The sequence below is a fragment of the Paenibacillus lupini genome (assembly GCF_011761355.1).
Classification (GTDB): Bacteria; Bacillota; Bacilli; order Paenibacillales; family Paenibacillaceae; genus Pristimantibacillus; species Pristimantibacillus lupini.
Genome location: NZ_JAASRW010000002.1, coordinates 582,260 through 603,214 on the forward strand (window position 1 = coordinate 582,260; position 20,955 = coordinate 603,214).

Consider the following 20,955-nt stretch of genomic DNA (forward strand, 5'->3'; position numbering starts at 1 on the left):
GAGACTGGTAAAAGGGTAGCCAAAGTTACACATAACGAACGAGAATTAGCGGCTTACACCGCTTTTCATACAAAGGAGTTGTACTTATGAACCATCCGGCGACATATCGGGATCGCCGCGTCGTTGTATTAGGTCTTGCGAGAAGCGGCGTGAGCGTTGCAAAAGTGTTCCATGCTCTGGGAGCGGAAGTTATCGTAAATGATAAAAAAGAACGTGAACTATGCCCCGAAGCGGATGAATTGACTGCTTTGGGCATTTCTGTGCTATGCGGTTATCATCCGGACGATCTCGTCACTAGTGAGACAGCATTGCTGGTCAAGAATCCAGGTATCCCTTATACGGCAGGTCCTGTACAGCAAGCAGAAGCGCATGGCGTGGAGATTGTAACGGAAGTTGAGGTTGCTTATTGGTTGTCAGCAGCGCCAATTATCGGAATTACAGGCTCGAATGGCAAAACAACGACGACAACATGGATCGGCCAGCTGCTTGGAGAAGCGGGCTTGAAGCCAATCGTGGCAGGTAATATTGGGATACCATTGTGTGAAGCGGCAACTGAAGCAAAGGAAGACAACTGGATTGTTGCTGAGCTCAGCAGCTTCCAATTAAAAGGGACATCTTCGTTCCGTCCGCGTATTGCTTTGCTTCTTAATATTGCGGAGACGCATCTGGACTATCATGGCGGCATGGAGGACTATGTGGCTTCTAAAGTGAAGCTGTTTGCTAATCAAACTGCCGACGATATCGCAGTTCTGAACTGGGATGATGCCACCTGTAGAGCGCTAGTGGATCAGGTGACGGCAAAGGTGCTGCCTTTTTCCCTTTATACACGATTGGACAACGGTGTTTGCATAGAACCGCCGTTTGAGGCAGGGAGTGATGCAGAAGTAGCTCGAGTAATCGTATGGCGCAAAGAAGACGGATCTGAGAAGGTCATTCTGCCAGTTGCTGAACTTGGTATTCCAGGCCGCCACAACGCTGGTAATGCGCTTGCGGCTATTGCAGCCTGCATAGCTGCTGGAGTTGAACCTGACGTGATCGTGCCCGCACTGAAGCAGTTCAATGGTGTTGAGCATCGACTTGAGTATGCGGGTGAAGTGAAAGGCGTTAAATACTACAACGACTCCAAGGCGACTAATCCTACAGCTACGATAATGTCTGTTGGCTCCATAAGCGCGCCAATTATACTCCTTGCGGGTGGTCTTGACCGTGGTTCCGATTATATGGAGCTTCTTCCGGTATTTCGCGACCGTCTCAAAGGACTGGTGGTTCTTGGCGAGTCGAGAGGCAAGCTGGCGAAGGTGGCCGAGCTTGCAGGTTTAACGAATCTGCGATTGGTCGAACCTGAGGAGGACGCCGAGTCAACTTTGCGGAAGGCCGTACAAGAAGCTGCTAGCTTGGCAGAGCCTGGAGATGTTGTTTTATTGTCGCCGGCTTGTGCTAGCTGGGATATGTTTAAATCCTTTGAGCAGCGCGGACGCATTTTTAAAGAATCGGCGCATACCTTGTAAGTAGGGGGCTTGTCCCTACTTTACGCAAATCAAGAGGTGTGTTTGCTATGGTCAAAGCCAGGTCCGCCCCGGATGTATGGATGATCGTTTCTATTGCGCTTATCCTGACAATTGGATTAGTAATGGTATACAGCGCGAGCGCTGTGCTCGCTTTCCATGAATTTGGCGATAAATTCTATTATGTGAAGCGCCAATTTATATTTGCCGTTCTTGGCGTTGGTGCTTTACTATTTACGATGAACGCGAACTATCTGATATGGAAAAACTGGGCGAAAGTTGCACTACTGATCTGCTTCGTCCTGCTTATTATCGTACTTATTCCTGGAATTGGCGTTGTTCGCGGCGGAGCTCGAAGCTGGCTAGGCATCAGTTCGTTTGGTATTCAGCCTTCTGAATTTATGAAACTGGCTATGATTCTGTTTCTTTCTAAATGGCTGTCAGAGAAACAGCAGACAATTACGCTCTTTACGAAAGGTCTTCTGCCTCCGTTAGGGCTCGTTGGACTAGCCTTTGGACTTATCATGCTACAGCCGGATCTTGGATCCGGTGCGGTTATGGTCGGAGCCTCTCTTATCCTTATATTTGCTGCCGGTGCGAGAATCAGTCATTTGTCTTTACTCGCTTCCAGCGGGTTAGTGGGACTTATAGGACTGGTTATAGCCGAACCTTATAGGATGAAGCGTATTACAGGCTTCCTGGATCCATGGGCGGATCCGCTCGGTACAGGCTATCAGATCATTCAGTCCCTTTACGCGATTGGACCAGGCGGCCTTGTAGGGCTTGGATTAGGGATGAGCCGTCAGAAATTCAGCTATCTGCCTGAACCGCAGACGGACTTCATCTTCTCCATTGTCTCGGAGGAGCTTGGCTTTATCGGAGGGGCAGCACTTATTCTCTTATTTATGATATTAGTCTGGCGGGGGATTCGGACTGCGATTTCTGCTCCGGATACATTCGGCAGCCTGCTCGCAGTAGGGATTACCGGCATTATAGGTGTGCAGGTTCTGATTAATATCGGAGTGGTTATTGGCGCGATGCCGGTAACGGGCATAACATTGCCGCTCATCAGTTATGGAGGCTCCTCGCTCACCTTATTGCTTACAGCACTTGGCATTTTGCTCAATATATCCCGTTATTCGAGATAAAGGGATGAAATATTGGTGTAAATGGCCGGCATGACGCTGCCTTTCGAGGCGGCGTATGACGTCCATTTTTGTGTTTTGAGGGTAGAATAGGCGATTGTCACATTCGGAATGGAGAGGGCATAAGATACTCTATAAATCGTGACCGTCGCCCGGTTCGGGCCGTAAGTTACAAACGCCGCGAGCAGTTAAGTCAGCACTGAACTCGCAGCGGATCTGCCTAACTCTCTCAACAAGAAGCTAAAGGAGGCTTGACAACATGGAAAATTATATTGCGGAATTGGAACAAGCAGGTCTAGGCCAGATATTATTTAATGAGCCGCTTGCAAAACATACAACTTGGAAAATCGGCGGACCTGCAGATGTTCTGTTTATCCCACACGGCAAAGATCAGCTCGTGTCGGCCATCCGCCTTCTTCATAAGCATGGTGTACCGTGGACGAATTTAGGCCGCGGCTCCAATATGCTGGTGAGTGATAAAGGAATCCGCGGTGTTGTGATTAAGACCCGTGACGGACTGGATTATGTGCGTTTTGAAGGAACGCTCGTGCATGCTGGCGCATCATTCTCGTTTGTGAAATTATCGAGAATGTCGGGCAGGGAAGGTCTGACTGGACTGGAATTCGCGGGGGGAATTCCAGGGAATGTCGGCGGAGCTGTCTACATGAACGCAGGCGCACATGGATCGGATGTGTCACGTATTTTTAGATCAGCTGAGATTGTGCTGGAGACAGGTGAATTGGTTCGATTCGACCGAGAGGCAATGCAATTCTCTTACCGCCACTCTATCCTTCATGAAGTAAGAGGCGTTGTCATTGAAGCAACGTTTGAGCTTGCGGAAGGCGACCGTAGTGAAATTCTGGCAACACAGGCGTCCTATCAGGAACGGCGGTTACGTACGCAACCGTTGCAGCTTGCATGCGCAGGAAGCGTGTTCCGCAATCCGCCGAATGATTTTGCTGCTAGGCTCATTCAAGAGGCCGGTTTAAAGGGAGTTCGATTCGGGGGAGCGGAAGTTTCCGAGCTCCATGCCAATTTCATAGTAAACACTGGGCAAGCGACAGCTGAAGATGTTCTCACCCTCATGACTCACATTCAAGGTACAATAGCAGACCGTTACGGAGTTAAGCTAGTACCGGAAGTATTGGTGGTGGGTGAGCGGTAATTCGGAGGTGATACATTGGACAAATTGGTGATTGAAGGCGGGAAACCTCTCTCAGGATCCATTGTTATCCAAGGAGCGAAAAATGCCGCTTTGCCGATATTGGCAGCCTGTATGTTGGCGGAAGGCACTTCTACAATTAAACATGTGCCTAGACTGCTGGATATCGATGTGATGCTTAACATTTTGCGCGAATTAGGATGCCGCGCTGAGCACGTGGGAGATACGGTTGTTCTGAATACAGAAACCGCACATACTTCCCATGTACCGGAATCGTTAATGGGACAGATGCGCTCGTCTATCTTTTTGATGGGGCCATTATTAGCTAGATTTGGAGAGACGCAGGTTTATCAGCCTGGTGGCTGCGCAATCGGCGAGAGAAAGATCGATCTTCATTTGGAAGGACTTCAAGCACTTGGCGCTGAGATTGAGGAAATTGGCAACCGGATTATTTGCCGGGCAGAAAAACTGCATGGCGCTGATATCCATTTAGCTTTTCCAAGCGTTGGTGCTACGGAGAACATTATGATGGCAGCCGTGCTTGCCGAAGGGCGCACGACAATAAGTAATGCGGCGCGGGAGCCGGAAATTCAAGATTTACAAAGGTTTCTGAACGAGATGGGCGCTAAAATCATGGGTGCCGGAACGGATACGATCACAATTGAAGGGGTACAGTCGCTTACACCTTGCACATACACAGTAATTCCGGATCGCATCGTTACTGGTACTATCATGGTTGCTGCTGCTGCAACACGCGGGCAGGTTACCTTATTGAATACGAATCCCGCACATTTATCTTCGCTCATTCACGTGCTCCGCAGAGCAGGTGTTCAAATTGTAGTTGACGGTGATATAATCAAAGTGGGCTGTCCTGGGCGGCCAAGAGCAGTAGAAAGAGTCGTTACGGCTCCTTATCCTGCCTTCCCGACCGATCTTCAGTCGCAGGTGATGGTGCTGCTTGCGCTGGCAGATGGAGTGAGCATTTTGAAGGAAACGATCTTCGAGGGTCGCCTCAAGCATGTAGATGAATTGTCACGCATGGGTGCCGATATCAGGGTTGACATGAACTCGGCATTTATTAGAGGAGTGCCGCGTCTATACGGTGCAACGGTAGAAGCAACCGACCTTCGGGCGGGAGCAGCGCTTGTTATCGCCGGATTGGCAGCACAAGGCAAAACGATCGTCGAACAAATCCATCATATTGACCGCGGCTATGATTGCATTGAAACGATGTTAAGCAGAATCGGCGCGCGCATTTCGCGTTACTCTCCTGTTCCGAAGAGTTAATCGACGGATGACCGAATCGCAGCTGGATAGAAACGACCGGCCCTGCCAAGAAGGAGGACCGGATGTTTTTTTAGAAGGAAGGGACAAGTTATGAGCGAGCTCATGCCTGTATTGAAAGAGCCGGAGAAGAAGAGAAAGGGCAGCCGTAAACTGCTGGCCGTTCTTTTCCTACTGTTTGCGATTCTCTTATCTGTATTATTTTTCAACTCATCAATCAGCAAGATTACGACGATAACAATAGAGGGCGCACAATATACCTCGAAGACGGACATACAATCAGCAGCCGGCATAAATGCTGGTGACGCCTATTTCGGTGTTTCAGAGAGCAAAGTCGTGAATCAGATCAAGAAATTGAAGCCGATTCAGGAAGCAAGTGTTACGAAGTCTTTCCCTGGCGATGTAAAAATTACGGTCAAAGAATTCCCAATTGTGGCATTTGAATTGTCTACGAGCGGCGAAATGTCCGCCATTATGTCGAACGGAACCAATGTTTCGGCATTAAGCGACGAATTTCTTATGGACAAGCCGGTGCTCTCTGGTTGGAAGGTAGACGATCCCAATCGGGGGGAGCTGACGAAGCAGCTCGGCCAAATCTCGGCGAAGCAGCTTTCTGATTTATCAGAGATTATTCCGGACCCATCCAAGGCGTATCCAGACCGAATCAAGATTTACACTCGAACCAAATTTGAAGTGATCACTGCTGTTTCTTTGCTGGCAGATAAGATCGATGCATTGAATGCGGTTATCGAGACGCAGGAGCCTGGGAAAATTACGATGCTGCTCGCAGACACCTATGTTCCTTTTAATAGTAGTGACTCAGAAAATATGGAATCTGATCAAAAAGAGACTACTCAATAGATAGAAAGAATGGTAGAATTTTATACACAGATTTAATATATTTTCAAGCGAGAATCCAGCATTCATAACATAAGGCTTAATACGTAACATGAGGGAAATGAAAATTTTGTTGAAAAAAGAGGGAATATATCAAAGGTGTTGAATAAGTAGAAGGACGAATGTTTATAACCCTATTCTTGTCTTTATTATTCGTTGAAACGGGAGGTGCCGCGGGTTGAGCAGTAACGACATCATCGTCAGTTTGGACATCGGTACATCCAAAGTTCGTGCTATTATTGGGGAAGTGAGTAACGGAACCATTAATATTATTGGAGTTGGATCTGCCGACTCGGAGGGTATTCGCAAGGGAGCTATTGTAGATATTGACCAGACCGTGCAGTCGATTCGCAGCGCAGTGGAGCATGCGGAAAGAATGGTTGGCATTCAAATATCAGACGTCTATGTTGGGATTCAAGGGAATCACATTGCACTACAGACGAATCGTGGCGTTGTTGCAGTATCCAATGAGGATCGTGAAATAGGCGAGGAAGATATTGAAAGAGTTATTCAAGCGGCCAAAGTGGTCGCACTTCCTCCAGAACGTGAAATTATTAATCTTGTACCAAAGCAATTTTTAGTTGATGGCTTGGAAGGCATCTCTGACCCACGAGGGATGATTGGCGTACGGCTCGAAGTTGAGGCGACAATTGTAACGGGGACAAAGACGGCTATACATAATTTAATGCGCTGCGTAGAGAAAGCCGGTCTTCGGATATCAGGTGTTATTCTGATGTCACTTGCTTCAGGCGTTATGTCGCTTACAAAAGACGAGAAAACGATGGGAACCGTGCTTACCGATATCGGAGCTGGCTCTACGACGATAACCGTCTACGAGCAAGGCAGCCTTGCTGCTATTTCAACTCTGCCTATCGGCGGTGAATATGTAACTAATGATATTGCTTACGGTCTCCGGACACAGTCGGAACAAGCAGAGAAGATTAAATTAAAGTACGGTTGTGCTTTTGTTAATGATGCAGCTGATGATGTGAAGTTTAAAGTAACTCGCATGGGAAGCAATGTAGAGAAGGAATTCTCTCAGGTCGATCTGGCCAGCATTATTGAGCCGCGTATGCAGGAAATTTTCCAGCTTGTTCGTCAAGAAGTACGCAGACTTGGTTACGGTGATAAAGTGAATGGATACGTATTAACCGGAGGTTCAGTTACAATGCCGGGTACACTGGCTCTTGCACAAGTGGAGCTGGAATCATCCGTTCGTGTCGCTTCGCCGGATTATATCGGTGTGAGAGATCCTGCGTATAGCAGCGGAGTAGGAATGATCCAATACGTGTCGAAATATATGGGAGTACGTGGAGCATCAACAAGTACAGGGAAGAAAACGGCAAGCCGCAAGTCGGGTACCACCGCTTCATCCAAACCCGGTATGTTCGAACGGTTGAAAAATATGTTTAGCGAATTTATTTGATCGGGGGAAAATGTAAGATGTTGGAATTCGATTTGGATCTAGAGCAACTGGCTCAAATAAAAGTAATTGGTGTTGGTGGCGGCGGCAGCAACGCGGTTAACCGAATGATCGACAACGGCGTTAAAGGCGTCGATTTTATTACTGTAAATACGGATGCACAAGCTTTGCATCTGGCAAAGTCCGAGCATAAGCTGCAAATCGGCGATAAGCTGACTCGTGGACTTGGCGCTGGAGCGAATCCGGAGGTAGGCAAGAAAGCCGCTGAAGAGTCGAGAGAGCTTGTCATCAATCAATTGAAAGGCTCGGACATGGTATTCGTTACAGCCGGCATGGGCGGCGGTACGGGTACTGGCGCAGCACCAGTTATTGCTGAAATCGCTCGTGAGTGCGGCGCATTGACAGTTGGTGTAGTTACTCGTCCATTCACCTTCGAAGGCCGTAAACGCGCCTCGCAAGCGGAGCTTGGCATCGAAGCGTTGAAGGAAAAAGTAGATACACTGATCGTTATTCCGAATGACCGTTTGCTCGAGATTGTTGATAAGAAGACGCCAATGCTGGAAGCATTCCGTGAGGCGGACAACGTGCTACGTCAAGCTGTACAAGGTATTTCCGATTTGATCCAAGTTCCTGGTCTGATCAATCTTGACTTCGCGGACGTGAAGACGATTATGACGGAGCGTGGCTCGGCGCTGATGGGCATCGGTATCGCAACAGGCGAGAACCGTGCTGCTGAAGCAGCAAAGAAAGCGATCATGAGCCCGCTGCTTGAGACGTCCATTGACGGAGCACGTGGCGTAATCATGAACATTACAGGCGGCAGTAACCTGTCTCTGTATGAAGTCAACGAAGCAGCTGAGATCGTAATCTCCGCTTCTGATCCAGAAGTAAACATGATCTTTGGTGCAATCATTGATGAAGATTTGAAAGATGAGATCAAAGTAACGGTAATTGCAACGGGCTTCGAATATAAGCCATCCGCTGCAGCACGCCGTATGCCTCAGCCGCAAGCTGAGCCGGAAGCACGCCCGACTTCGACATCAACTTCGTCGGCATCATCGCAAGCTTCGGCAGTTAAGCCATTTGGCGCATCACCTTCGAGCGACCAGCTCGAAATCCCAGCGTTCCTACGCAATCGTCGTACTGACCGCTAATCTCTTAATCTTTCGCCTGACCGGCTCGCCGGTCAGGTTTTTTTGTTTACATAGCTCTGAAAGTCCGTCTGGTGATCAAAAGTGCCAAAACCAGGTTTACGTGGTCCTGAAGGCTGGAACCAGCCTTCAGGATGCTAACCTAGCCAACTATAGCCCGCAGTAAGTCCGAAAACCGCCCTACAGGAGGTCAAACGTGCCCAAACCAAGGCTAGTGTATCGTGTAAGGCTGAAACCAGCCATTCAGGATGCTAACCGGCCAACTAGCCAGCTGTAAGTCCGGAAACCGCCATACAGAAGGTCAAACGTGCCCAAACCAAGGTTAGTGTATCGTGTAAGGCTGAACCCAGCCTTACACGATACAAAACTAGCATATAGCCCGCTGTAAGTTCGGAAACCGCCCTACAGGAGGTCAAACGTGCCCAAACCAAGGTTAGTGTGTCGTGTAAGGCTGAAACCAGCCATTCAAGATGCTAACCTAGCCAACTAGCCAGCTGTAAGTCCGGAAACCGCCATACAGAAGGTCAAACGTGCCCAAACCAGGGTTAGTGTATCGTGTAAGGCTGAACTCAGCCTTACACGATACACAACTAGCCATCTAGCCCGCTGTAAGTCCGAAAACCGCCTTACAGGAGGTCAAATGTGCCAAAAGCAAGGCTAGCGTGCTCCTGAAAGGCTGAAAGCAGCCTTTCAGGGTAAGAAACTAACCATCTAGCCCGCTGTAAATCCGAAAACCGCCCTATAGATGGTCAAACGTGCCGAAAGCAAGTTTAGCTCTGCCAATCATTATTTATTTACAATAAAGCAACGAGCACGTTTAGTGCCTTCACCATGTTTGATTAGTCTATTGGATTTAATGAGATTATTAATCAGAGATTTTGTTCGATCTTTCCCAATTTGTAAGTGCTGACGAACATCTATCGGCCGTATCGGACGATCAAGCTGCAGCGCGTAACGAATAATCTCCTTCTCCAGAATATCATCCGCGCTCGAATCAGCATCCAGGGCACTCCCCAGTCTTGATCCAAAAAACTGCTGCAGTATTTGGATGCACATGCGAGGCTTATCCCTGACATCGTCGTAGGAGAAACGCAGAACATTCCATTCGTCGATCACTAGATGATTTTGCCTCACCAGATGATCAGAGAATTGCCATCTGCTTACCCCAGCAGCGTGAGTGTTAAATCCATCTATCTCGATAGCAAGCCGGAGAGGGGAGCGAATATAGGCAAAATCCAAATATCTTTTCCCATCACGAAAGTCCACTATCTCAAATTCAGGATGAAGGTAGTCGAATTGTGAGAAGGCGGGGAACCATACTTTTTGCAGAAAAAGTTGTCCTTCGTGACTATGTCCTTCCAGTAGTCTTCTTTTATTTTCTCCGACTCGCCTCTTAAGATGATCATGAAACCAGCTTTCATAAACCTCTTCATACGACAAATCTAGTCACGCTCCTCGCAATTAGATACAAAAAAGCCACGCCTCCAGGAACAAAATAGTTCCTAAAAACGTGGCGTGTGCCTCACGACCATGCGATTCATATGGATAAAGATACCATATTACAGGATAATCAACAACCCATCAGCCCTATAAACTCCCATTTTACCCTCGACAAAAAAAGCTATGTCATGCCGTCATGTTTAGACAGACTTTGAAATAGGATTTTTATATACTAGGTTCAATCGTTCTCTCCGGAGGGAGAGTAAACGATCTGTCGTTCGAACCCGCTGGAAGGTGAAGCTGTGGCTGTTTATGTCGATGTCATGTTTGTGCGGGAAATGCTTGTTGACGGCAGTATATTGCTCACGACTGCTTGGGTCCGCCATATCCGTGCACGTCCTTGGCGGGTGCTGACTGCAGCGAGCATTGGCGCTGGTTATGTCATTCTTATGCTTTTTCCACCACTATCAATTTTATTTACATTAGCCGTCAAAATACCGATTTCTCTCCTGATGCTATGGGTTGCGTTTGGATTTTCTTCCATACAAAACTTTTTCCGAAACATCGCCGCCTTTTACACGGTTAACTTTGTTGCCGCCGGAGCGATCATCGGGATTCATTACTTGCTTATGCAGGGCTCAGGCGAAGTATGGCGTACGATCACCTTTATAAATGGCGGTATGCAGGTTGAGCTGAAGATGGGATTTATTTATGTGCTCGCTGCATTTAGTATCGGCATTTACATATACCGCTCTGTTTATGTTCAGCGGCGCGAGAGGGAGCTGGTGAGAACACATTTGGCCGAGGTGAAAATTCAAATCGGCGACCGGCAGCATACCTGCACCGGACTGATCGACACAGGCAACCAACTGTATGATCCGTTAACCCGGACACCAGTTATGGTTGTGGAAGCGAACATATGGCAAGACGACTTACCAGAGTCATGGTTAAAGAGCATACGCGATTCGCAGGTAGATAGACTGGTTGCAGGACTTGGCGAAGAAAATTTCGTCTGGCAGGATCGGCTGCGACTTGTACCCTACAGAGGGATCAATCGTGGTTCACAGTTTATGTTGGCACTCAAGCCGGATTTTGTTCAGATTGAGCGGGAAGGGCAAGTGTACGTTTCACGGAAGGTGCTGGTCGGCATCGACGGCGGTAAACTTTCGTCAGACAGCGCTTACCAAGCGATAATCCATCCGTCACTCGTTCAGAACAGCCAATGATTGGATAAAGAAGATGAACGGATACATCAATTTGGGGAGGGATGGGCCAGATGCTCGTCAAGTGGAAATTAACCCTGCAGTTATATTATTATCGTGTTTTGTTTTTATTCGGATTAAAAAGCGAAGAAATCTATTATATTGGCGGCAGCGAAGCACTTCCTCCGCCCTTGACCCGTGAAGAAGAGGAATATTTACTCGATAAGCTTCCATCCGGCGATACGGCGATTCGTGCCATGCTGATCGAACGCAACCTGCGTCTGGTCGTTTACATTGCGCGAAAATTCGAGAATACAGGTATCCATATTGAAGATTTGGTATCCATCGGTGCAATTGGACTTATTAAAGCAGTTAACACCTTTGATCCGGAGAAAAAGATTAAGCTTGCGACGTATGCATCTCGTTGTATTGAGAATGAAATTCTTATGTATCTAAGGCGGAATAGCAAGACGCGGACGGAAGTATCCTTTGATGAACCACTCAACATTGATTGGGACGGTAATGAGCTGCTGTTGTCTGACGTGCTTGGTACAGAAAATGATACCATTTACAGGAATATTGAAGAGCAGGTAGACCGGAAGCTTCTCCATAAAGCACTCGATAAGCTGTCGGAGCGGGAGCGTATTATTATGGAACTGCGCTTTGGACTCGCCGATGGTGAAGAAAAAACACAGAAGGATGTTGCCGATCTTCTCGGCATTTCTCAATCTTATATTTCACGTCTGGAAAAACGTATCATTAAGCGGCTGCGTAAGGAATTTAACAAAATGGTGTAATGTTATACCCAATTATGGGGCAACAGATACCCCTGTTTTTGAAGAATAAAATAGGGGTCCAGGGAGATAATGTACATTAATGTTTCTCCTTGGGAGGTAATCACGTTGACCCGAAATAAAGTCGAGATCTGTGGAGTGGATACTTCGAAACTGCCTGTCCTTACAAACGCCGAGATGCGGGAGCTGTTCACCGCATTACAAACCAAGAGCGAATGGGCAGCCAGAGAGAAATTAGTTAACGGCAATTTAAGACTGGTTCTTAGTGTTATTCAGCGGTTTAATAACAGGGGAGAGTTTGTAGACGACTTATTCCAGGTCGGCTGCATTGGACTTATGAAGGCGATCGATAATTTCGACCTTAGCCAGAACGTCAAATTTTCCACCTATGCCGTGCCGATGATTATCGGTGAAATTCGCCGTTACTTACGTGACAATAATCCGATCCGTGTATCGCGGAGCTTAAGGGATATTGCCTACAAAGCGCTTCAGGTGCGTGACAGCCTGACGAATCAAAATTCGCGTGAACCAACGATTTTTGAAATTTCAGAAGCGCTGAATGTACCAAAGGAAGATGTTGTATTCGCGCTGGACGCGATTCAAGATCCGGTCTCCTTGTTCGAGCCGATCTATCATGACGGCGGTGACCCGATTTATGTAATGGATCAAATAAGTGATGACAAGAACAAAGACGTATCCTGGATCGAAGAAATTGCACTTCGTGAAGCGATGCATAAATTAAACGATCGTGAAAAAATGATCTTGTCGATGCGCTTCTTTGAAGGAAAGACGCAAATGGAAGTTGCTGACGAAATCGGCATTTCACAAGCACAGGTATCCAGGCTGGAGAAATCAGCTATCCAACAAATGCAAAAACATGTTAAGACTTGAACGGTGCCACTTGGCACCGTTTTTTCATGTTCCAGTGCTTGTTCAGGTGAACAAGCTAACTTGTTTTTTTGTCCGAACAGGACATTTTGGGCGTTTTGTACATATAGATAAGAGAGGATGTTCATCCCGTTCAAGTGAAAGGTGATGTGCAAATGAAGATATCGGATTTTCAAACGAAGGATGTTATTAATATTGTGGACGGCAAAAAGCTAGGGCAAGTCAGCGATCTGGAACTTGACCTGCGTCAAGGTCGTATCGATGCGATCGTTATTCCCCAGTACACAAGATTTCTAGGTGTGTTCGGAAACGGCGGGACAGAGGTCGTTATCCCGTGGCGTAATATTGTTAAAATCGGGGCAGACGTCGTGCTTGTCCGAATGGATGAATCAAATAAGAAACTTGAGGACGAAGATTTGCACGCCCGCTCATAACAGGGTAAACTGCTTACAGAGGTGAGTGCCCGTATGGAATCGTTTAAATCTATTCTTTCGGCGAAGGGACCTTCGCTTTTTTTATTGCCAACATGGATGGAGCAAAATGAATATTTGACTGCTGGTTTTACAAGCAGAAACGGCGGAGTAAGTGAAGAACCTTGGGCTTCTCTTAATGTAGGTCTGCATGTTGGTGATCAGGATGCAGACGTTGTACGTAACCGTCAGCTAATTGCCGAAGCTATAGATTGGCCATTTGAGGCTTGGACGTGCGGGGAACAGGTGCATGGCAGTGATGTATTCGCCGTTACGGAAGTGGAGCGGGGGATGGGCCGGCTGTCACGAGCTTCAGCCATTGCAGATACGGACGCGCTTATTACGAACGTGCCAGGTGTGCTGCTTGCATCATTTTACGCGGACTGTGTTCCTTTGTATTTCTATGACCCGGAGCATCAAGCGGTTGCGCTTGCCCATGCAGGGTGGAAGGGCACGGTTCAGCAAATTGCGATACGGACAATTGAAGCGATGGAGAAGCAATACGGGTCAAAGCCCGAACAGATTCGCTGTGCTATAGGTCCGTCGATTGATGACTGCTGTTATGAAGTCGACGGTTTTGTCATTGATAAGCTGCAGCCGCTCGTACAAGAACTCGCAAACTTAGTAAATTCTGTCCCTGAATCTATGCTTACATTGGTGGAAAACGGTAAAGCTATGGTAAACTTAAAACAAATTAACCGACATATTATGCTTAAAGCAGGAATTTTGCCGATTCATATCGAATTATCCGAGTGGTGCACAGGATGCAGCAGTGATCAGTTTTTCTCCCACCGGAAGGAAGGCGGCAAAACTGGCCGTATGGCCAGCTGGATCGGTATCCGGGAAAGGTGATCGAATGACGAATACGATTAAAACAGCATTATCTGAAAGAATAGAAGAGGTGGAGCGTCGGATCGCAGCAGCTTGCGAGAGAAGCGGCCGCAGCCGTGAGGATGTAAACATTATTGCGGTAACAAAGTATGTGTCGCTGGAAACAGCGGAGGCTGCCTATCAGTTAGGACTTCAGCATCTCGGCGAGAATCGTTGGCAGGACGCTAAGGACAAGTGGGAAGCCATTAGCGGCAAGGATTCAGGCAAAGGCAGTGGACAAGCCATATGGCATTTTATCGGGTCGCTGCAGACGAACAAAGTGAAGGACGTCATTGGGAAATTTACATACATACATTCGATCGATCGTTTGTCTTTGGCACAGGCGATTGATAAAAGGGCTTCCCAGCTAGGTATTACCGTTCCATGTTTCGTCCAGGTTAATGTGTCAGGTGAAGATTCCAAGCATGGTATTGAACCGGAGCAACTGCCGGTCCTTTTAACGGAGCTTAAGGAATTATCATCTCTGCGCATTATCGGACTTATGACGATGGCTCCGTATGAGACGGAAGCGGAGGAGACAAGACCTGTATTTCGTGCTTTGCGAGAGCTTCGGGATGAGATGAACAAGCGTGAACTACTCTCTGAACCGATGAAGGAATTGTCGATGGGGATGTCGGGAGATTTCGCGGTTGCGATAGAAGAAGGTGCAACCTGGATCCGTTTGGGAACGATATTAGTAGGAAAAGAGGGATAATCGATGAGTGTCATGAACCGGTTTATGAACTTTTTAGGCCTTCAAGAGGAAGAAGAAGTTGTAGAGCGTGAGAAGGTAACTCCACAATCAGAAGAACAAGAGGTTGAAACTTCTCCTTTCGAATCACGTAGAAACACCAAAGGCGGTAATAACAACAATATTGTGAGTATTCATTCGCAAAAGAGTGTCCGAGTCGTATTAAGCGAGCCGCGCTCATACGATGAAGCACAGGATATTGCCGACCATTTGCGTTCTCGCCGGGCGGTTATTGTCAATCTGCAGCGTGTGCGTACAGATTTGGCTGTGCGGATCGTTGATTTTTTAAGCGGTACCGTATATGCGCTTAACGGCCACATTTCGAAACTTGGGCCAAACATCTTCCTATGTACACCGGATTCCGTGGAAATTCAAGGCGCCATTACAGAAATGCTGGCAGAGGATATTGATTACAATAAGATGAGGTGACCTTGATTTGGACGTCTATGGTTTGATAATGAACATCCAGAATATTTACAGCTTTATGATTATTGGTTACGTATTGTTGTCCTGGCTGCCTAATGCTCGTGAGAGCTTTATTGGTGTATGGCTGGGCAAACTGGTGGAGCCGTATCTTGGTATTTTCCGCAGATTTATTCCACCGATTGGCGGCATGCTTGATATTTCACCGATTATAGCAATCTTTGCTTTGCGCTTTATTGCTTACGGTCTCTATGCTGTTGTCGATTTCATTCTGAACATGTTCTAAGGAAGGGCATTCTATGAAGCCAACATTATACGAGCATTTCCATCCGGATGAGAAACCTTTTGTAGACCGGGCCATGGAGTGGGTTGAACGGTCCGCGCAGCTTCATGAGCTGAAGCGGACCGATTTTTTAGATCCGAGACAAGCAGAGATTGTGCAGATGCTTGCAAATCGGAATCCAGACGTACAGCTTCGCCTTGCAGGCGGTTATCCGGAGGCTGAGCGATGCAGAGCCATTATTGGACCAGAATACCGTTATTTGGATGATGAGCCGATTGGTTTATCCGTCCTGGCCGTAGATGGCGGAGGTACTCATCTGGATCTTGATCACGGCGATTACCTGGGCGCATTGCTCGGTCTCGGCGTCAAACGTGATCGAATTGGAGATATTCATGTACATGAGGACTACTCACATATAATTGTTTTGGACGAAATTGCCGATTACTTAAATGTACACTTAAGACAAGTGCATCGTGCGAGCGTACTTACGGAAATAATTCCCATCACTGAGCTTAAGCCCGTTGTACCTGCCCTTCAAGAAATGTCCTTCACAGTCGCTTCCATGCGGCTTGATGGAATCGCTAGCGACGTCTACCGTATCAGCCGGACTAAGATTGTGGATCCCATCCGTGCAGGCAGATGTAGAGTTAACTGGAAGACATCCGAGAATCCGTCAGAACAGCTCAAACTGGGAGATGTTGTTTCCTTTAAGGGGCTTGGAAGGTTTAAGGTGTTGGAAATTGATGGCATGACGAAAAAGGGAAGAATTCGCGTCAAGGTTGGTAAATTTATTTGATTCGTTGCAGGATTTTGGAAAGAACTGTCGAAATCCATTCCAACAACGAATAATTCCGAGTACATCCGCGAATGCGGCAAATACGTTGAGGAGGTGCGCCAATGCCGTTGACGCCATTGGACATACATAACAAGGAATTTGGACGAAGATTACGCGGGTATGACGAGGATGAAGTGAATGAATTCCTCGATCAGGTGATCAAGGATTACGAATCGATTATTCGCGAGAACAAGGAACTGCAGAACCAGATTTTGGGTCTTCAGGAGAGATTGAATCACTTCTCGAATATCGAAGAAACGCTCAGTAAAACGATTATCGTCGCTCAAGAGGCTGCAGACGAAGTGCGTAGTAATGCTAAGAAAGAAGCGCAGCTTATTATAAAAGAGTCAGAGAAAAACGCAGATCGTATTATTAACGAGTCGCTTTCCAAATCACGCAAAGTATCGCTTGAGGTGGAAGAGCTCAAGAAGCAAGCCTCAATCTATCGTGCTCGTTTCCGTACGCTGGTAGAAGCTCAGCTTGAACTGCTTGGTCAAGAGGGCTGGGATTCGTTAAATGCCGAGAGTCAGCAGATTTCTCACTCATCGTCTACGGTAACTCATCTGACGGCTGAACATTTACAGCGCGGATAGGCATTTGACATTTGACATCGCAGTGGCGATAAGCTATAAATAATAGTAATTGCATGGTAGTTGATTCAAACTTCATTGACGAGAACGAGTACGATTCCAAGTTCGTCCACCAGAGAGCCGTTGATTGCTGAGAAGCGGCGTTCGAACCGATTCGGAAAATCATCTCCGAGAAGCAGCGCTGAACATGTGACCCTTGGTGGTTGCATCATTAAGAGCTGACGGTTTGTCCCCCGTTACAGGGACCGCGAATTGTTCATTCGCGCCAAGGTGCCGCAGTCGGTTGATTCATTCAACGTGGACTACGGAACAAGGGTGGTAACGCGAGCTAAGCCTCGTCCCTTTTACAGGGACGGGGCTTTTTTGTTTTTTAAGCTAATGCTTACGAAGTAAGAATCATCACGAACAGCCTGAATTTGGCTGTTAAAGTTCTAATTCTTTTAAGCTAATGCTTACGAAGTAAGAATCATCACGAACAGCCTGAATTTGGCTGTTAAAGTTCTAATTCTTTCAGCTAATGCTTACGAAGTAAGAATCATCACGAACAGCCTGAATTTGGCTGTTAAAGTTCTAATTCTTTAAAGCTAATGCTTACGAAGTAAGAATCATCACGAACAGCCTGAATTTGGCTGTTAAAGTTCTAATTCTTTTTAGGAGGTCATGAATAATGCAAAGAGTAGATGTCAAAGAAAAAGCAAGAGCTCGGGAATTGCGTATTCTGCAGCAATGGGCAGAGAACGATACGTTCAAGAAATCGATCGAGAACCGTACAGGTAAACCAAACTATGTCTTCTATGAAGGCCCGCCAACTGCTAATGGTGCACCGCATATCGGTCACGTGCTTGGCCGCGTAATTAAGGACTTTATCGGCCGTTACAAAACGATGTCGGGCTACCGTGTCGTTCGTAAAGCCGGCTGGGATACTCACGGTCTGCCGGTAGAGCTTGGCGTGGAGAAGCAGCTTGGTATTTCCGGCAAGCAAGAGATTGAGAAGTATGGTGTTGAGGAATTCATCAAGAAGTGTAAAGACAGCGTGTTCGTGTATGAGAAGCAATGGCGTGAACTGACAGAAGCAATTGCTTATTGGACAGATCTCGATAACCCATATATCACTTTGAAAAATGAGTACATCGAAAGCGTTTGGCATATCCTCTCGACGATTCACAGCAAAGGTCTGCTGTATCGCGGACATCGCGTAAGCCCTTATTGCCCTTGCTGCCAAACGACACTGAGTTCGCATGAGGTTGCACAAGGCTATGAAGATGTAAAAGATCTAAGCGCAACAGTTAAGTTCAAACTCAGCAACGGCGAATCGATTCTTGCTTGGACGACTACGCCTTGGACATTACCGGCGAACGTTGCTCTGGCAGTAAATCCGGAGCTTGATTATATTCGCGCATCCAAAGACGGCGAAGTATACATCGTCGCTCAAAACCTGGCAGAGAGCGTGCTTAAAGAGGGTTATGAGACACTCTCGACGGTGAAAGGTTCGGAGCTTGTTGGTCTTTCTTATGAGCCTCCATTCCGCTATGTACCAATTGAAAAAGGTCACATTGTTATCCCTGGTGACTTTGTCAGCGACACAAGTGGTACTGGTATCGTTCATATCGCACCAGCACATGGTGAAGATGACTATAAAGTAGCCCGTCAGAACGGCATCAGCATGCTGAGTGTAGTAAATAACGCTGGACGTTACGTAGATGAAGTAACGGATTTGGCTGGTAAATTCGTTAAAGACTGCGATGTTGACATTGTTAAAATGCTCAGCGAGCGTGGACTGCTCTATTCCAAAGAGCGTTATGAGCACAGCTATCCATTCTGCTGGCGCTGTAAATCTCCGCTTCTGTACTATGCGACAGAGAGCTGGTTCATCGAAACAACAAAAGTGAAAGAGCAGTTGATCGCTAACAACAGCACAGTAGACTGGTACCCAGGTCATATCCGTGAAGGACGCTTTGGCAAGTTCCTTGAAGACTTGGTGGATTGGAATATCAGCCGTAACCGTTATTGGGGAACGCCGCTTAATGTTTGGGTATGTGAAGCAACGGGTAAAGAATATGCACCTAGCAGCATTGCTGACCTGCGCGAACGCGCCGTAGACTTTGTGCCGGAAGATATCGAGCTTCATAAGCCGTATGTGGATGAGATCAAGCTGAAGTCGCCATTCCAGGAAGGCGCTGTGATGACTCGTACTTCTGAAGTTATTGATGTATGGTTCGACAGTGGTTCGATGCCATTTGCACAGCAGCATCATCCGTTCGAGAATGCGGAAGAGTTTGCCGAGCAATACCCGGCAGATATGATCTGTGAAGGTATCGACCAAACGCGCGGCTGGTTCTTCAGCTTGCTCGCTGTTTCGACGCTGTACAATGGCAAAGCGCCATACAAAGCAGTTATCTCGACTGGCCATATCCTTGATGAGAACGGTCAAAAGATGTCCAAGTCGAAGGGCAATGTTATCGATCCTTGGGAAATCATCAATGAATACGGTACGGATGCCTTCCGTTGGGCACTTCTTGCAGATAGTGCACCATGGAACAGCAAACGCTTCTCACGCGGCATTGTGGGCGAAGCGAAATCGAAAGTTATCGATACGATCGTAAACACACATGCGTTCTACGCGTTATACGCTTCAATTGACGGCTTTAACCCGGCTGATCATCCAGAGCGTCCATCCACAAGTAAGCTGGATCGCTGGATTGTATCCCGTCTGAACAGTCTGATCAAAAACGTAGTAAAAGGTCTCGAAGTTAATGACTTCTTGAACGCTGCGAAAGCAATCGAGATCTTCGTTGATGAGCTGAGCAACTGGTACATCCGTCGTTCGCGTGACCGTTTCTGGGGAAGTGGTCTTACGGAGGATAAAATCGCTGCTTACCAAACGCTGCGCCACGTGCTGCTGACGCTCTCCCGTGTTATCGCACCATACGCACCACTGCTTGCAGAAGATGTATACGGTAATCTTGGAGGAGAGTCCAGCGTTCACTTTGCCGATTATCCGACAGCGGACGAAGCGGCTATTGATGAGACACTGGAACGTGATATGGACAGTGCGAAGCAAATCGTTGAGCTTGCGCGCAACGTACGGAATGAGACGGGTATCAAGACTCGCCAGCCTTTGTCAGAGCTGATCGTATCGCTTGACCGTGACTTTGCTGTAGCAGAGTATGAGGATATTATCAAAGACGAGATCAACGTGAAGACCATTGTGGTTCAAAATAGCGACAGCGGTTTTGTTGACTTCTCTCTGAAGCTCAACCTGAAAGTGGCGGGCAAAAAATACGGTAAGCATGTTGGACCTATCCAAGCGTATTTGAAAGGATTGGCAGCGGAAGCTACTCGCGAGGCTGTTACTTCTGGAAGCCTTGTATTCACTTCGGCAGAAGGCGAAGCGATCACCGTAACAACGGAAGAGCTGCTTGTTGAGAAACAAGCTAAATCCGGTTTTGCTTCTGCTTCTGCTAGCGGTGTTACAGTTGCGCTCAACACAGATATTACGCCAGAGCTTGAGCAGGAAGGTTGGGTGCGTGAAGTTATTCGTGCGGTTCAGGACACTCGTAAGAAGCTTGATCTTCCAATCGAAAAACGGATTGATCTGGCACTTGATGTTGACGCAGAGCTTCAAGCAGCTCTTCAAGCATTCAGCAATGTACTGAATGACAATGTCTTGTTAAACAGTGTTTCGTATGAATCGGCAGAAGGTATGGAACGCGTGCAGCTTGGCGACAAAGAAATCGGCATTCTTGTCCGCGGATAGGCATATCAACACGACAGTTCGGGATATAGTATAAGGAGCATGGCCACAAAAAAAGGAGTGCCTTATCACAAGGCTCCTTTTTCCT

Annotated in this window: 19 protein-coding genes and 1 other annotated feature; of the genes, 18 read left to right on the plus strand and 1 reads right to left on the minus strand. The window is 47.2% G+C overall.

Annotation, left to right across the window (positions count from 1 at the left end):
- Nucleotides 1-86: 86 nt before the first annotated feature.
- The 7 genes from murD to ftsZ all read left to right on the plus strand — a co-directional run bounded on the left by murD (nt 87) and on the right by ftsZ (nt 8,570).
- Nucleotides 87-1,508: a UDP-N-acetylmuramoyl-L-alanine--D-glutamate ligase gene (gene murD, locus FHS17_RS08150; protein ID WP_167277728.1), complete on the plus strand. Its 1,422-nt coding sequence runs from the start codon at nt 87-89 to the stop codon at nt 1,506-1,508.
- Nucleotides 1,509-1,555: 47 nt separating this feature from the next.
- A complete protein-coding gene (gene spoVE / locus FHS17_RS08155) occupies nt 1,556-2,653 on the plus strand; it encodes a stage V sporulation protein E (protein WP_167277731.1) in 1,098 nt (365 codons plus the stop codon).
- Between the two features lie 256 nt (nt 2,654-2,909).
- The gene (gene murB, locus FHS17_RS08160) at nt 2,910-3,815 is read left to right on the plus strand and encodes a UDP-N-acetylmuramate dehydrogenase (protein ID WP_167277733.1); all 906 of its coding nucleotides are present in this window, start codon (nt 2,910-2,912) and stop codon (nt 3,813-3,815) included.
- Between the two features lie 15 nt (nt 3,816-3,830).
- Nucleotides 3,831-5,099 (plus strand): UDP-N-acetylglucosamine 1-carboxyvinyltransferase, encoded by a 1,269-nt coding sequence (murA, locus tag FHS17_RS08165; RefSeq protein ID WP_167277735.1) that lies wholly within the window; start codon nt 3,831-3,833, stop codon nt 5,097-5,099.
- A gap of 90 nt (nt 5,100-5,189) precedes the next feature.
- Nucleotides 5,190-5,957, plus strand: coding sequence for a cell division protein FtsQ/DivIB (locus FHS17_RS08170; protein ID WP_167277738.1), 768 nt, complete (start codon nt 5,190-5,192; stop codon nt 5,955-5,957).
- A gap of 214 nt (nt 5,958-6,171) precedes the next feature.
- Nucleotides 6,172-7,419 (plus strand): cell division protein FtsA, encoded by a 1,248-nt coding sequence (gene ftsA, locus FHS17_RS08175; protein WP_167277741.1) that lies wholly within the window; start codon nt 6,172-6,174, stop codon nt 7,417-7,419.
- A 17-nt stretch (nt 7,420-7,436) separates the two neighbouring features.
- Complete coding sequence (gene ftsZ / locus FHS17_RS08180) at nt 7,437-8,570, plus strand: cell division protein FtsZ (RefSeq protein ID WP_167277743.1); 1,134 nt, start codon at nt 7,437-7,439, stop codon at nt 8,568-8,570.
- A gap of 783 nt (nt 8,571-9,353) precedes the next feature.
- On the opposite strand, the gene FHS17_RS08185 is transcribed toward ftsZ, so the two are convergent.
- Nucleotides 9,354-10,007, minus strand: coding sequence for a DNA-binding response regulator (locus FHS17_RS08185; protein WP_243865242.1), 654 nt, complete (start codon nt 10,005-10,007; stop codon nt 9,354-9,356).
- 302 nt (nt 10,008-10,309) lie between these two features.
- Between FHS17_RS08185 and spoIIGA the strand changes: the two genes are divergently transcribed.
- The 11 genes from spoIIGA (at nt 10,310) to ileS (ending at nt 20,870) form a co-directional block, all read left to right on the plus strand.
- Complete coding sequence (spoIIGA, locus tag FHS17_RS08190) at nt 10,310-11,233, plus strand: sigma-E processing peptidase SpoIIGA (protein ID WP_167277746.1); 924 nt, start codon at nt 10,310-10,312, stop codon at nt 11,231-11,233.
- 50 nt (nt 11,234-11,283) lie between these two features.
- Nucleotides 11,284-12,006 (plus strand): RNA polymerase sporulation sigma factor SigE, encoded by a 723-nt coding sequence (gene sigE / locus FHS17_RS08195; protein WP_167277749.1) that lies wholly within the window; start codon nt 11,284-11,286, stop codon nt 12,004-12,006.
- Nucleotides 12,007-12,111: 105 nt separating this feature from the next.
- On the plus strand, nt 12,112-12,894 hold the full coding sequence (sigG, locus tag FHS17_RS08200; RefSeq protein ID WP_167277752.1) for an RNA polymerase sporulation sigma factor SigG: 783 nt from the start codon (nt 12,112-12,114) through the stop codon (nt 12,892-12,894).
- A 152-nt stretch (nt 12,895-13,046) separates the two neighbouring features.
- Complete coding sequence (locus FHS17_RS08205) at nt 13,047-13,325, plus strand: PRC-barrel domain-containing protein (RefSeq protein ID WP_167277754.1); 279 nt, start codon at nt 13,047-13,049, stop codon at nt 13,323-13,325.
- A gap of 33 nt (nt 13,326-13,358) precedes the next feature.
- Complete coding sequence (gene pgeF, locus FHS17_RS08210; RefSeq protein ID WP_167277756.1) at nt 13,359-14,213, plus strand: peptidoglycan editing factor PgeF; 855 nt, start codon at nt 13,359-13,361, stop codon at nt 14,211-14,213.
- A gap of 4 nt (nt 14,214-14,217) precedes the next feature.
- The gene (locus FHS17_RS08215) at nt 14,218-14,946 is read left to right on the plus strand and encodes a YggS family pyridoxal phosphate-dependent enzyme (RefSeq protein WP_167277758.1); all 729 of its coding nucleotides are present in this window, start codon (nt 14,218-14,220) and stop codon (nt 14,944-14,946) included.
- Between the two features lie 3 nt (nt 14,947-14,949).
- Nucleotides 14,950-15,411, plus strand: coding sequence for a cell division protein SepF (locus FHS17_RS08220; protein WP_167277760.1), 462 nt, complete (start codon nt 14,950-14,952; stop codon nt 15,409-15,411).
- Between the two features lie 28 nt (nt 15,412-15,439).
- Entirely contained in the window at nt 15,440-15,691 is a 252-nt protein-coding gene (locus tag FHS17_RS08225) for a YggT family protein (protein WP_091183423.1), read from the plus strand.
- A 13-nt stretch (nt 15,692-15,704) separates the two neighbouring features.
- Nucleotides 15,705-16,484, plus strand: coding sequence for a YlmH family RNA-binding protein (locus FHS17_RS08230; protein ID WP_167277762.1), 780 nt, complete (start codon nt 15,705-15,707; stop codon nt 16,482-16,484).
- Between the two features lie 101 nt (nt 16,485-16,585).
- Entirely contained in the window at nt 16,586-17,116 is a 531-nt protein-coding gene (locus tag FHS17_RS08235; protein WP_167277764.1) for a DivIVA domain-containing protein, read from the plus strand.
- A 66-nt stretch (nt 17,117-17,182) separates the two neighbouring features.
- Nucleotides 17,183-17,459: a binding site (T-box leader), on the plus strand.
- Between the two features lie 321 nt (nt 17,460-17,780).
- Entirely contained in the window at nt 17,781-20,870 is a 3,090-nt protein-coding gene (gene ileS / locus FHS17_RS08240; protein WP_167277767.1) for an isoleucine--tRNA ligase, read from the plus strand.
- The last annotated feature ends 85 nt before the right edge of the window (nt 20,871-20,955 follow it).

Bases quoted from the DNA above. Each gene is read 5' to 3' on its own strand.
- murD (WP_167277728.1), top strand. From the start codon at position 87: ATGAACCATCCGGCGACATATCGGGATCGCCGCGTCGTTGTATTAGGT.
- pgeF (WP_167277756.1), top strand. From the start codon at position 13,359: ATGGAATCGTTTAAATCTATTCTTTCGGCGAAGGGACCTTCGCTTTTT.
- FHS17_RS08170 (WP_167277738.1), top strand. From the start codon at position 5,190: ATGAGCGAGCTCATGCCTGTATTGAAAGAGCCGGAGAAGAAGAGAAAG.
- FHS17_RS08215 (WP_167277758.1), top strand. From the start codon at position 14,218: ATGACGAATACGATTAAAACAGCATTATCTGAAAGAATAGAAGAGGTG.
- FHS17_RS08205 (WP_167277754.1), top strand. From the start codon at position 13,047: ATGAAGATATCGGATTTTCAAACGAAGGATGTTATTAATATTGTGGAC.
- FHS17_RS08235 (WP_167277764.1), top strand. From the start codon at position 16,586: ATGCCGTTGACGCCATTGGACATACATAACAAGGAATTTGGACGAAGA.
- FHS17_RS08225 (WP_091183423.1), top strand. From the start codon at position 15,440: ATGAACATCCAGAATATTTACAGCTTTATGATTATTGGTTACGTATTG.
- FHS17_RS08230 (WP_167277762.1), top strand. From the start codon at position 15,705: ATGAAGCCAACATTATACGAGCATTTCCATCCGGATGAGAAACCTTTT.
- sigE (WP_167277749.1), top strand. From the start codon at position 11,284: ATGCTCGTCAAGTGGAAATTAACCCTGCAGTTATATTATTATCGTGTT.
- murB (WP_167277733.1), top strand. From the start codon at position 2,910: ATGGAAAATTATATTGCGGAATTGGAACAAGCAGGTCTAGGCCAGATA.
- ftsZ (WP_167277743.1), top strand. From the start codon at position 7,437: ATGTTGGAATTCGATTTGGATCTAGAGCAACTGGCTCAAATAAAAGTA.
- ileS (WP_167277767.1), top strand. From the start codon at position 17,781: ATGCAAAGAGTAGATGTCAAAGAAAAAGCAAGAGCTCGGGAATTGCGT.
- spoVE (WP_167277731.1), top strand. From the start codon at position 1,556: ATGGTCAAAGCCAGGTCCGCCCCGGATGTATGGATGATCGTTTCTATT.
- FHS17_RS08220 (WP_167277760.1), top strand. From the start codon at position 14,950: ATGAGTGTCATGAACCGGTTTATGAACTTTTTAGGCCTTCAAGAGGAA.